General features: G+C 29.9%; 10 protein-coding genes. 5 read left to right on the top strand and 5 right to left on the bottom strand.

Annotation, left to right across the window (positions count from 1 at the left end; genetic code table 11):
* Positions 1-216: 216 nt before the first annotated feature.
* On the bottom strand, positions 217-429 hold the full coding sequence (locus tag B0A58_RS14335; RefSeq protein WP_014084197.1) for a hypothetical protein: 213 nt from the start codon (positions 427-429) through the stop codon (positions 217-219).
* A gap of 155 nt (positions 430-584) precedes the next feature.
* On the opposite strand from B0A58_RS14335, the gene B0A58_RS14330 reads away from it, so the two are divergent.
* On the top strand, positions 585-1,385 hold the full coding sequence (locus B0A58_RS14330; RefSeq protein WP_089081620.1) for an SDR family oxidoreductase: 801 nt from the start codon (positions 585-587) through the stop codon (positions 1,383-1,385).
* A gap of 49 nt (positions 1,386-1,434) precedes the next feature.
* Positions 1,435-2,091, top strand: a complete 657-nt coding sequence (gene fsa / locus B0A58_RS14325) for a fructose-6-phosphate aldolase (RefSeq protein ID WP_089081619.1) — start codon at positions 1,435-1,437, stop codon at positions 2,089-2,091.
* Between the two features lie 50 nt (positions 2,092-2,141).
* Here fsa and B0A58_RS14320 read toward each other — a convergent pair whose 3' ends face one another.
* Together B0A58_RS14320 and pyrE are read right to left on the bottom strand one after the other, a co-directional pair.
* A complete protein-coding gene (locus B0A58_RS14320) occupies positions 2,142-2,534 on the bottom strand; it encodes an orotate phosphoribosyltransferase (RefSeq protein ID WP_089081618.1) in 393 nt (130 codons plus the stop codon).
* Between the two features lie 36 nt (positions 2,535-2,570).
* Positions 2,571-3,212: an orotate phosphoribosyltransferase gene (gene pyrE, locus B0A58_RS14315; RefSeq protein WP_014084193.1), complete on the bottom strand. Its 642-nt coding sequence runs from the start codon at positions 3,210-3,212 to the stop codon at positions 2,571-2,573.
* A 7-nt stretch (positions 3,213-3,219) separates the two neighbouring features.
* On the opposite strand from pyrE, the gene B0A58_RS14310 reads away from it, so the two are divergent.
* From B0A58_RS14310 to B0A58_RS14300, 3 genes are all read left to right on the top strand, one after another.
* Entirely contained in the window at positions 3,220-3,804 is a 585-nt protein-coding gene (locus B0A58_RS14310; RefSeq protein WP_014084192.1) for an NUDIX hydrolase, read from the top strand.
* Positions 3,805-3,839: 35 nt separating this feature from the next.
* Positions 3,840-5,180: a DEAD/DEAH box helicase gene (locus B0A58_RS14305; RefSeq protein WP_089081617.1), complete on the top strand. Its 1,341-nt coding sequence runs from the start codon at positions 3,840-3,842 to the stop codon at positions 5,178-5,180.
* 134 nt (positions 5,181-5,314) lie between these two features.
* Positions 5,315-8,215 (top strand): FAD-binding and (Fe-S)-binding domain-containing protein, encoded by a 2,901-nt coding sequence (locus B0A58_RS14300; protein ID WP_089081616.1) that lies wholly within the window; start codon positions 5,315-5,317, stop codon positions 8,213-8,215.
* 36 nt (positions 8,216-8,251) lie between these two features.
* Here B0A58_RS14300 and B0A58_RS14295 read toward each other — a convergent pair whose 3' ends face one another.
* Together B0A58_RS14295 and rpsA are read right to left on the bottom strand one after the other, a co-directional pair.
* The gene (locus B0A58_RS14295; protein WP_089081615.1) at positions 8,252-11,221 is read right to left on the bottom strand and encodes a VIT domain-containing protein; all 2,970 of its coding nucleotides are present in this window, start codon (positions 11,219-11,221) and stop codon (positions 8,252-8,254) included.
* 579 nt (positions 11,222-11,800) lie between these two features.
* On the bottom strand, positions 11,801-13,573 hold the full coding sequence (gene rpsA, locus B0A58_RS14290; protein ID WP_089081614.1) for a 30S ribosomal protein S1: 1,773 nt from the start codon (positions 13,571-13,573) through the stop codon (positions 11,801-11,803).
* Positions 13,574-13,637 lie beyond the last annotated feature (64 nt).

Raw genomic sequence — 13,637 nt, 5'->3', positions numbered from 1 at the left:
GGGGAACGCCCAAAACAGGATTCATCTAATTTTTTTTTATTTATAATTTGATTAATATAATAGATAATTACGGTTAAATATGTTTTTATATGTAAAAAATATATTGATTGTATAAAAAAATTGCTTTTTTCTTAATTTTTTTAAATGAATTTTTTAGATTTTTAATACAAAAAAAGCCCGAAACAATATCGGGCTTTGATAATAAAATATTGAATATTACATTTTTTTACAACATTTTCCTGCTTTTTTTCCGTCTTTTTCACAAGACTTTTTTTCTTCTGCAGAACAAGTTTTTTTATCTTTATCGCAAGATTTTTTTCCTTTGCAACATTCTTTTTTCTCTTTTTGTTTTGGAGTAGTTTCTTGTGCATTGATATTTACAGAAAATAAAAATGCAGCAACAGCCAAAATGGAAATTAATTTTTTCATTTTTGAATTTTTAAGGTTAGAATATAGTTACAAATTTAACACATTTTTTAATTTTACAAGCTTTATTATGAAAAATTTAAGTAAAAATTAATTTTTAAATTTCATTTATTATTACGACTTCTATTTTGTATTTTTGTTGAAAATAAAATTTGAATATGAAAGTAATACTCATAACAGGTGGTTCATCAGGAATTGGAAAAGCCATAGGCGAATATTTGCAACAAGCTGGTTATAAAGTAATTGGGACAAGTAGAAACCCTGAAAAATACCCACAAACTTCTTTTCCATTGTATCAAATGGATGTTAGAAATTCAAACAACATCCATTTAATTATACAAAAAGTAATAGCAAAAGAGGGTAAAATAGATGTTTTGATTAACAATGCTGGAGTTGGTATTACAGGTGCTTTGGAAGAAATACCTACAACTGAAATCAAAAATAATTTTGAAACTAATTTTTTTGGACCAATCGAAGTGATAAAAGCGGTTTTGCCTAGTATGCGTAGTCAAAAAAGCGGTTTGATTATCAATATCACTTCTATTGCGGGTTATATGGGATTGCCTTTTAGAAGCGTTTATTCGGCGTCTAAAGGGGCTTTGGAATTAGTTTCTGAAGCCTTGAACATGGAGGTTAAAGCTTTTGGTATTAATATAGTCAATGTAGCGCCTGGCGATTTTGCTACCAATATTGCTTCGGGACGTTATCATGCTCCCGTTATTTCTGGCTCTGATTATGAAAAAACATATCAAAAAACACTCGATTTGATGAATAATCATGTTCATAGTGGGCAACATCCTGTGCTGATGGCAAAAGCTATTTTACAAATCATAGCATGTCCAAAACCAAAAATACACTATAAAATTGGTTCCAAGTTACAAAAATTTTCAATTGTACTCAAACGCATATTACCAGATAAATGGTATGAAAAAATGTTGATGAATCATTATAAGTTGTAATTTTGCAGACAATTAAATTTTAAAAATTATAATCAAATCTTTTTATTGTATGAAATTTTTTATAGATACAGCCAATTTGGCACAAATTAAAGAAGCCCAAGCACTTGGAGTTTTGGACGGTGTAACTACAAACCCAAGTTTGATGGCCAAGGAAGGTATTACTGGCAAAAACAACATTTTGAAACATTATGTAGCAATATGTAATTTAGTTGCGGGCGATGTGAGTGCTGAAGTGAATGCTTTGGATTTTGAAGGGATGATCAAAGAAGGAGAAGAATTAGCAGATTTGCACGAACAAATTGTAGTTAAATTACCAATGACAAAAGAAGGTGTAAAGGCGGCTAAATATTTTTCTGAAAAAGGTATTAAAACCAACGTTACGTTAGTATTTTCTGCTGGTCAGGCTCTTTTGGCCGCAAAAGCTGGAGCTACTTATGTGTCTCCTTTTATTGGTAGGTTAGATGACGTTTCTACGGATGGTTTGAATTTAATTCAAGAAATCAAAGAAATATATGATAATTATGGTTACGAAACACAAATTTTAGCAGCATCTGTAAGACATACAATGCATATTGTCAATTGTGCCAAAATAGGAGCAGATGTCATGACAGGACCATTGTCTGCCATTTTGGGGCTATTAAAACATCCTTTAACAGACATCGGTTTAGCACAATTTGTTGCTGATTTTGAAAAAGGTAATAAATAATTCATATAAAAAAAAGCATTAAATTAATTTTAATGCTTTTTTTTAAAAAATTATAATTTATTCATATTTCCTGCTAGGGTTTCTAAAAATTTTCCAATAGGTCCTTTAATCATCATGGCCATCATCGGATTAAAATCGCCATTGAAATCTAAAAGGACTTCAGATGATTTTTCAGATAATTCTTTAATGTTTGCAGTTAATGTAAATGGTAACTTGTCGCTTGCAGCGCCTAAAATAATTTTATTTGGAGCAATTTTTTCTTTCATTTTTAGTTTAATTTCAGGCATTCCTTTCAATCCAAAAATAAAAGCATCAGTACCAATCACTTCAAATTTTGCCATATCATCTGGCATTAAAGTTTCAAAATTTTTAACATCACTTAACATTTCAAACATCACTTGACTAGATTTTTGAACTGTTACACAAGGACTTTGTAAATTCATATTGTTTTTTTAAAATTTTAAATTAAAATATAAATTTTACTTACCCCATGTTGCTGGGTTTTCTCTCCAAAGTTTAAGAGTTTCCTCTTCTTCTTCGGTAATGTATTGTTTTGAAACAGCAAGTGTCAATAAACTTTCATAATTACTCAAAGTAAATAAGTCTAAATTGGCATTTTTAAAATTGTTACTTGCTACATCAAATCCGTAGTTGAATATAGCCACCATGGCCTTAACATTTGCTCCCGCAGCTTTTAAAGCTTCAACGGCTTGTAAACTGCTGTTGCCCGTGCTAATTAAATCTTCCACTACAATTACATTCTGTCCTTTTTGCAAAAACCCTTCAATTTGATTTTGTCTTCCATGTTTTTTAGGTTCAGGTCTCACATATACAAACGGAAGTCCTAAACTCTCTGCCACAAGGATTCCAATTCCAATTGCACCAGTAGCAACACCTGCAATTACATCGGGTTTCCCAAATTTTTTCTCAATATTTTTTACAAATTCATCTCGCACATAATTTCTAATGGCTGGAAATGAAAGAGTTAGCCTATTATCGCAATAAATTGGTGAATTCCAACCCGAAGCCCATAAAAAAGGATTTCGTGGATTCAATTTAATTGCATTAATTTGCAAAAGCAATTCGGCTGTTTTTTCGGCTGTATCTTTATTAAAAATCATACTGCAAATGTACAAAGTTTTTATAAACGACAAACCACTTTTTTTAACAAATGAAATCAGTAAAGAAACTGATTTCCAGTTATTTTTGCTCGAAAGTATTGATATTGAGCAACTTATTGTAAAAATATTTCAAAATAAAATTCAAAAAGCCTATCTATATCATCCTGATGAGAAGGAAATAATGAAGACTTTGAAGGCTAAAATACCTGTTTGCAAGGCTGGAGGTGGCTTGGTTCGCAACAAAAAAGGCGAAGTTTTATTTATTTTTCGAAATGGAAAATGGGATTTGCCCAAAGGTGGAATAGAAAAAGGGGAAGATATTGAAGATACAGCTTTAAGAGAAGTTGAAGAAGAAACAGCTGTAAATAAACTTAAAATTATAAACAAACTTCAAAAAACTTATCATATTTTTAAAAGAAATGGTATATATAAACTTAAGATTACACATTGGTATGAAATGTATTCTGATTTTGAAGGATTGCCTCATGGTCAAATTGAAGAGGGCATAGAAAAAGTAGCATGGCTCAATGACGATCAAATAAAGGAGGCTTTGCAAAATTCATACGAAAATATTAAATTACTTTTTGAGTAAAAAAATAAGCTAAAACTTAAACAAAAAATGTTTCAATGAAATATAACGACAGTGATTTATTAAAAAATTTGGGTATCAATTCTTTAAACGAAATGCAAGTTTTAGCTCAGGAATCCATTCTAGCTGAAACAAATACCTTATTGCTTTCTCCAACGGGTTCTGGAAAAACTTTGGCTTATTTATTGCCTGTTTTTCAAATGTTGCAACCGCAAATCCAAAATATTCAATGCCTGATCATAGTACCTTCTAGAGAGTTAGCATTGCAAATTGAACAAGTTTGTAAAAAAATAAGTACTCAATTTAAAGTAAATACGTGCTACGGAGGTCATGATATAGATATTGAGATCAAAAATTTGAGCAATCCGCCCGCAATTTTAATTGGTACTCCTGGTAGGATTGCCGATCACATTGACAGAAATTATGATGTATTTGGTCAGGTGCAAACTTTGATTTTAGACGAATTTGACAAAGCACTCGAATTGGGTTTTCATGAACAAATGTCTTATATAATTAGTAAATTACCTAAAATTAATAAAAGAGTTTTGGTATCGGCTACTTCAAATATTAAAATTCCTAAATATACGGGTGTTTGGCATCCAAATATTTTAGATTTTCTAAATGACAATCAAGAGCCTCCGCAATTGACTCTCAAAAAAGTAATTTCAAACGATAAAGACAAAGTCAATACCCTTTTTGAATTGATTTGTTCTTTGAATTCTGAGTCTGCCATTATTTTTTGTAACCACAGAGAAGCAGCCGAGCGATTATCCAATATATTGATAGACAAAGGAATAGATACTGTATTTTATCATGGAGGTATGCAACAAGAAGAACGTGAAAGGGCATTAATACAATTTAGAAACGGCAGTATTCGATATTTAATTACAACAGATTTGGCTGCACGAGGGTTGGATATACCCGAATTAAACCATGTGATTCATTATCATTTACCGTCAAAAAAGGAAGAATTTACACATAGAAATGGTCGTACGGCAAGAATGCTTGCAAGTGGAACCGCATACATTATTGCTCATGAATCCGATAAGGACGTATTATATTTAGACGAAAATATACCAATTCAACATCTTTCAAAAGTCATCCAATTACCTAAAAAACCAGATTTTCAAACTTTATATATAAGTGGTGGTAAAAAAAACAAATTAAATAAAATTGATATTGTTGGCTTTATATTACAAAAAGGTCAATTGGAAAAAGCTGATATTGGTTTGATAGAAGTCAAAGATTTTATTTCTTTTGTGGCTATTAATGCAAAAAAGTCTTCTATTTTATTGCAAAATATTTCTAATCATAAAATAAAAGGCAAAAAATACAAAATCAATATTGCTAGAAAAGTTTTAGCAACCGATTATAAATAATATTTAAAATTTAAAAAAAATAAAAAAAGTAAAGTATTATTTTAAATATAAATCAATATTAACATACAATTATAACAAATAAAATTGTTATTTAATATTAAAATAAAAATATTAAAATTAAAAAAATAAATACAATGTTGCAAAATAACATTTTTTTAGACTTACAAAAATCATTAGAAGGGGAGTTGTATTGTGATGAAATTCATAAAACAATTTATGCCACAGACGCCTCTGCTTATCAAATAAAACCATTGGCTGTAGCAACCCCAAAATCGGTTTCTGATATTCAAAAATTGGTTTTATTTGCTAAAAATAATAAAATATCTCTTACACCCAGAACTGCAGGAACATCCCTTGCGGGTCAAACTGTTGGAAGTGGAATTGTTGTAGATGTTTCAAAGTATTTTAATAAAATTCTTTCGTTAGATATTGAAAACAAAACAGTTACTGTTCAACCTGGTGTTATTCGAGATGAGTTAAACTTGTTTTTAAAACCCTATAATTTATTTTTTGGACCAAATACTTCTACTACAAATCGATGTATGATTGGCGGTATGGTTGGCAACAATTCATCGGGTACAACCTCTATTAGATATGGCGTTACTCGTGATAAAGTAATACAAATCAAAACAGTTTTAGGTGATGGTTCTATTGCCAATTTTGAATCCTTAAAATCTGAAGCTTTTATTGAAAAAGCAAAAGGTAATTTGTTAGAAAATAATATTTATAAATCATTATATGAAGAACTTTCTGATAAAAATATACAACAAGAAATAATTAAAGAATTTCCAAAACCAGAAATTCATCGCCGAAACACAGGTTATGCAGTTGATGTTTTGTTGAAATCAGATTTGTTTGCAGGGCACGAAACTGAAATTAATGTTGCCAAGTTGTTATGTGGTAGCGAAGGTACTCTTGCATTTTCTACAGAAATTACGCTCAAAGTTGATGATTTGCCCCCTGCTCATAATATTATGGTAGTAACACATTTTACAGATATTCAAGAGAGTTTGAAGGCAGTTATGATAGCCATGAAACATAAGTTATATACTTGTGAAATGATTGATGATGTAATACTTGACTGTACTAAAAATAATAGAGAACAAGCTAAAAATAGATTTTTTATTCAAGGTAATCCAAAAGCAATTATGATGTTTGAAGTGGCATCTGATACTATTGAAGATGCTGAAAATCAAGCAAATAACTTAATTGAAGACTTAAATAATAATCATTTTGGTTATGCTTCTGTAAAATTATATCAGGATGATATTAATAAAGTAAATGAACTCAGAAAAGCAGGTTTAGGGCTTTTAGGTAGTATTGTAGGCGATAATAAAGCGGCCGATTCTATAGAAGATACTGCGGTAGAATTAAGTGATTTACCTAATTATATTGCAGATTTTACAGCAATGATGAACAAACATGGACAAAAAGCCATTTATTATGCACATGCTGGTGCAGGAGAATTGCATTTGAGACCTGTTTTGAATTTGAAAACACTCGAAGGAAAAAAACAATTTAGAAATATTGCTACTGAAGTTGCCATTTTAGTAAAAAAATACAGAGGTTCTTTGAGTGGAGAACATGGAGATGGTATTGTAAGAGGTGAGTTTATACCATTTATGGTAGGAGAAAAAAATTATGAATTACTGAAAAGAGTAAAAAATTATTTTGATCCTTATCAAGTATTTAACATAGGTAAAATTGTAAATACACCAAAAATGGATGAAAATTTGCGATTTGAATCGGGTAGGGTTGAACCCAATATTGCAACCATTCAAGATTTTTCGGATAGTTTAGGGGTACTACGAGCGGCAGAAAAATGTAATGGTTCTGGCGATTGTAGAAAAATGTACTCCGCAGGTGGTACTTTGTGCCCTAGTTATCGGGCCACTCGAGATGAAAAAGACACTACTCGAGCAAGAGCAAACATGCTTAGAAATTACCTTACTCATTCTGAAAAAGATAATAAATTCAATCACAAAGAGTTGTATGATATTCTTAAATTATGTATAAGTTGTAAAGCTTGTGCAAGTGAATGCCCAAGTAATGTGGACATGGCTGCTCTAAAAGCTGAATTTTTATACCAATATCAAAAAGAAAATGGATTTACTTTTAGGAATACAATTTTTGCAAATAATGCTAAGTTAAATCAATTGGGTAGTGTTTTTCCACAATTAACCAATTGGATTCAAAATACTAATTTTGTAAAAAAACAGTTAGGTATTGCACCGGAACGGCAAGTACCCCAATTGGCACCACAAACATTTAGAACTTGGTATCAAAAAAATAGAAATAATAGTAATTTTGAGAAAAAAGTATATTTATTTTGTGATGAATTTACTAATTTTTATGATGTAAATGTAGGTATTGATGTGTATAATTTATTAACTGCATTACAATATCAAGTCATCATTTTGGATCATGAAGAAAGTGGAAGAGCAATGATATCTAAAGGTTTTTTAGAACAAGCCAAAAAAATAGCCAATGCCAATATTGCTATTTTCAAGGAAGTAATTTCAAACGATACCCCTTTGATTGGGATAGAACCCTCTGCTATTTTATCATTTAGAGATGAGTATATTAGACTGGCAGATAATAAAAAAGAGGCAGAAAATGTGAGTAAAAATGTATTTACTATTGAAGAATTTTTTAAACAAGAAATTGAAAATAAAAGAATTACTTCCAATGACTTTACCGATGAATTTAAAAATATTAAAATTCATGGACATTGTCATCAAAAATCTTTGAGTACCATTCAAGCTACATTTGCCATGTTAAATGTGCCTCAAAATACAAATGTAACTATTTATAATTCAGGATGTTGTGGAATGGCTGGTTCATTTGGTTATGAGAAAGAACACTATTCGATAAGCATGAAAATAGGGGAGGAGTCTATATTTAGTAAAGTTAGAAATACCAACCAAGATACTATCATTGTGGCTGCTGGAACAAGTTGTCGCCATCAAATTTTTGATGGTACTAACAGAAAAGCGGTGCATCCTGCTACAATTTTACTACAATTTATCAAATAAAAAAAGCCCTCATAAAGGGCTTTTTTTGTTCAAGTTTTAAAAATTTATTTCGGCTAAATTATGATTTTCTTTCACTTTACCTAGTTGAATAGTATGAATTTTCTTTTCGGTTTTACCATTTTTACTAGTATATATTTCTACCATTACCGTTGAAGGGCCATTTTCTGTAAGGCTAGATTCTCCAAAATAGTTCGTTTTTATTTGGTATTTACCTTTTACAGCGTTTCTAAGTAAATATTGTTCAGGTCCATAACCTTGTGTGAAATCTTTACTAAATCTTGCTCCTAAAGCGGTCTCTTTGTGGGCATAATAACATTCTTCGCCTGTTGGCTCTATGATGTGCAAATCAATATCGGTGTCCATCATGTTCCAATTTAATATAATTCGTATGTCAATAGGTTTACTGTTCAAATATCTTTTACTAATTTGATTGGTGTTCAAACTAGGATTTTCGGCTGATAATCGGTTCAAATCCATCAATATTATATCTTCAATACCTTCATATTGACCACTCATTTCTTGTAAATAATTGGTTTTTAATGCTTTAATTAATTCATCAAATGCAGCTTGAATTTGCTTGTTGTCTTCCAGTGCCATCGCTAAATCTCGATGGGCTTGTGGCTCTATAGTTCGCCATTTTGCAACGGTACTCGCAGTAAACACAGCATCGTCAAATGATTTCCATTGTCTAAAAACATAAGTTAAAGTCTTGTATAATTGGTGATTTTCTAATCCTAAATCTGCAATATTACTTAGTATTTGTAATGCTTTATCTCTTTGTCCAAGACGATAAAAATATTGTGCTACATCAAAATAATAGTTTGGATTATTTTCTTGATCTTCTTTTAATTCTAAATACACTGCATATTTATTTTCGGCTGGTGTTTGTTCTAAAACTTTCAAATACACCCGATCAGGGCTCCAAGAAGTAACCTTAGTTTTAGGTTTTTTTGTTGTGTTGGACATAGCATTTGGAGCTATTACAGCTACTTCTTTACTTTTATTTGTTGCTTCACTGGTTATTTCATCGGCAATTCCGTCTTTATCATTTGATGAACTTACTACTACTTCTTGTAGTTCACTTTTTGATGTTGTTATATTATTTGCTAAACTAGGAGCTTCTGTTACAGTCGGAGCATCAGCGTCACCTTTTATAGTTTCACCTGCATTTGTTCTACTATATCCATAGCCAACAACAACTTCTTTATTATCTTTTTTATTTTTTGGTACTTTTGTGCTAACAAATTTTAAGTTTTTATTCCACCAGTCATCTAATTCTTTATTATATTGTGCAATATTAATCCAATTATTTTTCTGTTGGGCTAACATGGCTTCTTTATTTTGTTTGGCTATTTGGTCATAAGCAGCTTTTAACTCTACTGGTGGTACAATATCGTATCGTATGTAATCTTCTACAGTTTCTAATACGATCAACGATGTATTTCTTGTTATTATACCATATTTCTTACCTAAAATCTCAATTGCTTCTTCATTTTTATCGTATTGTAAGTCTAAACTACTGATTTTATTTTGAACCCATAATTTTTCGATGTCAATATCCTGTGTGGCGGCTTTTTCAGCATCTAGTACAATTGTTTTTTCTAGTACAATTTCATTTTGATAACCAAAAAGTAATGTCAATTCTTGTTGTTTTTTTAACGAAATGCCACTAAAATTGAAATTATTTGATACATTTACACCAGCAATAGGGTATAATTCTGTAATAAAATTATTTTCCTTAATACCTAAAAATTTTAATTTTTGGTATGTTAATTCTTCAATAGCTTCGTTGGTATTGATTTGATTCAAATTGATAAATGCTCCTTTGTTTACCAATGATTGGTAATTCATATAAGCAAAATCTGATGATGCCAAACTCGAAATCGTGTATAATGGTTTATTGGTTTTTGGCAAATCGGAACTACTTAAACTAGATAATCCATCTGTAAAAAATAAAATTTCGTCTTCAGTACCCCATTGTATTTCAGAAAAACGGGTACCTCCATCATAAATTGCAGTTTTTAAAGTACTTTTTAGGGCCTCCCAATTTCCGTTAGTTATTTCAAATGATTCATTTTTTTGAAATTTATAATTCAAATAATACAATTGAACACGTACTTGATTCAAATTTTTGAAATAAGCATCCAATAATGCAAATTCTTTGTTCAAATCTCGGTTTTTGCAACTTAATGAATTATCCCAAATTAGAGCAATAGTATTTGGTTTTTTTCTTGTTATTTTTTGTTTATTTAAAAATATATTCCCATAAAAATATACTTGCTCATTCTTATTTTGACAATATACGTTGGGTATGTCTTTATTAATAGGTATTTTTATATTGATATTTTCATTTGGTTTATAGTTTTCTTTTATTATTTTGGTTTGATAGCTATTTGTAAATGAATTTTCAGTAAGTACTATATTATTTTCTGAACTTTCTTGATGAATTTCTGGTTTTTTACTTGGATTTAAAATATCTATATTGATTTCAAAACGATCCAATGCATTTGAAAATGTACTTAATATGTGATAATCTAGTTGATTTCCTTCTGTTTGCAGCAAAGCTTGTTCGTATCCTATTACAACAATTCTTTCAGTATTTGGTAAAATAGGGTAAATTCTGGTCTTAAAGTTGTTTCCATCTACTTTTTCCAACAATCCAGGATCTACTCGACGGTGTTCTATGGCTTCAAACACTTGTTTGCCTTTATTTTTATTTACAGGAACCGATTCTCTTAACTTGCCATTTATATCTATTGCATATCTCGACACAGTAACGCCTTCGGGTAATGGAAAAACTAACGCTGCTTCCATTTGTCTGTTACTGGTATTTACAAAGTGCATTTCAGTAGTAGTATAGGCAATATTTCCTACTATTTTTACATTTGTAATCATTTTATTCATCTTTACCTTTAGTGTGTCTCCAGATTTAATGGTTACTTTTGGACTTTGACTAAATGAAAAATTGACAAATAATAAAACAATAATAATTCTAATATTTTTCATGTTTTTGTATAATTAAGTTGATATTATAAATCATTAGTACATTGATTTCATACTAGACAAACCTATTGGTACTATAATTTAAGATGTTAAAAATAGTAAAAAGGTTGGGACAAAAAATTTTTTTTTAATTTTTTTTTTAATTTAAAATAAATGTGTATTACTATTTGGTATTCAACGAATTTTTATTTACATATTTTATATCATTGTAACGTTATAAACAATCATGGCAAGTTCCATGTCGTAAAACAATTATTATTGTATTTTTTTATGTTTATACTATATTGCTTTGTATAGGATTGTCTATTTTATAGTATATTTTTTAGTAATACATTTTTAGAAACTTATTGAAACTATTACATATTTGAAAAATATTAGGTTCAAAATGAATTATAATTCATCAAACTTTATTTATTTTAATTTAGATATTTTTTCTCTAATCTGTTTTTTTTATAAAAATAACATTGTTTTTATTTATTGATTTAATATTAATAATAGTAAAAAACTATTATTAATATTTTAAAACAAAAAAAACTGCCCAATATTTGGGCAGTTTTTGAGGTATAATTTTATTTAAAAAAATTATTTTTTCTCGTTTTTCTCCATTTTTGCTTTCAAACCAGCAAGAATGTCGTTGTTATCTCCTAGTGTAGCAGCAGGAGCATTGGTATTATTTGAAACTGCTTCTTGAACAGCTTTCACATTTTTCTCTTCCTCTTCACGGAAAATAGCAGTGTGTGATGCTACAACTCTTTTGAATTCTTTATTAAATTCGATAACTTTGAAATCGGCAGTATCTCCTTTTTTCAATTTTTTACCGTCTTCTTTTTCTAAATGACGTGTAGGAATAAATGCTACAATATCATCACCAAATTCAACTGTTGCTCCTTTGTCCACAATTTCAGAAATTTCTCCGCTATGGATACTTCCAACTGCAAATGAATCTTCGTATTGATCCCATGGATTTGAAGTAGTTTGTTTGTGACCTAAAGATAATTTACGTCCTTCAACATCTAATTCAAGAACAACAACATCTAATTTTTCACCTACTGCAATAAATTCTGATGGATGTTTGATTTTTTTAGTCCAAGATAAATCAGAAATGTAAATTAATCCATCAATACCTTCTTCTAATTCAACAAATACACCAAAATTTGTAAAGTTTCTTACAGTTCCTAAATGTTTAGAACCTACAGGATATTTGGCCGTAATATCTGTCCATGGATCTTGAGTCAATTGTTTGATACCCAAAGACATTTTACGATCTTCTCTATCTAAAGTTAATACAACTGCTTCAACTACATCGCCAACTTTTACAAAATCTTGTGCAGATCTTAAGTGTGTCGACCAAGACATTTCAGATACGTGAATCAATCCTTCTACACCTTCAGCTACTTCAATGAATGCTCCATAATCTGCAATTACTACTACTTTTCCTGAAACTTTGTCTCCAATTTTCAAATCGGCACTCAAAGCATCCCATGGATGAGCGTTCAATTGTTTTAATCCTAATTGAATTCTTGTTTTTTCATCATCAAAATCAAGGATTACAACGTTTAGTTTTTGATCTAATTCTAATACTTCACTTGGATGATTAATTCTAGACCAAGACAAATCTGTAATATGAATCAATCCATCAACGCCTCCAAGATCTATAAATACTCCATAAGATGTAATGTTTTTAACCACACCTTCCAATACTTGACCTTTTTCTAATTGACCAATGATTTCTTTTTTCTGAACTTCAATATCAGCTTCTATCAATGCTTTGTGAGAAACTACTACGTTTTTAAATTCGTGGTTGATTTTTACAACTTTGAATTCCATCATTTTGTTTACATAAACATCATAATCACGGATTGGTTTCACATCAATTTGCGATCCTGGTAAAAATGCTTCTATACCAAAAACATCTACAATCATACCGCCTTTTGTTCTGCATTTTACAAAACCATTAACAATTTCTCCTGTTTCATTGGCATTGATAACACGCTCCCATGATTTGGTAGCTCTTGCTTTTTTGTGAGATAATACTAATTGTCCTGTTTTATCCTCACGAATATCAATTAATACTTCTACTTTGTCTCCTACTTTTAAATTTGGATTGTAACGAAATTCATTTAAAGATATTACTCCTTCTGATTTTGCGTTAATGTCAACAATTACGTCTCTATCGGTAATTCTAACAACAACTCCTTCTACAACTTCTTCTAAATCTGTTGCAATAAATGTTTTAGACACTAATGCTTCAAATTCTTCTAAATTTTTTTGATCAATTGCATCAATTCCTTCTTCAAAATTGTGCCAGTTAAAATTTTCTAAAAACGATTCTTGTGTTGGTACTTGTTCAGACATGCTGATAATAAATTTGTATTTTGAATTTTAGCCGAGTTTCTTAATGCGAAAGTAAAATCAAAAG

Source organism: Flavobacterium branchiophilum NBRC 15030 = ATCC 35035, assembly GCF_002217205.1.
In the GTDB taxonomy this organism is placed as follows: domain Bacteria; phylum Bacteroidota; class Bacteroidia; order Flavobacteriales; family Flavobacteriaceae; genus Flavobacterium; species Flavobacterium branchiophilum.
This window is presented reverse-complemented; position numbering and strand designations above follow the sequence as displayed.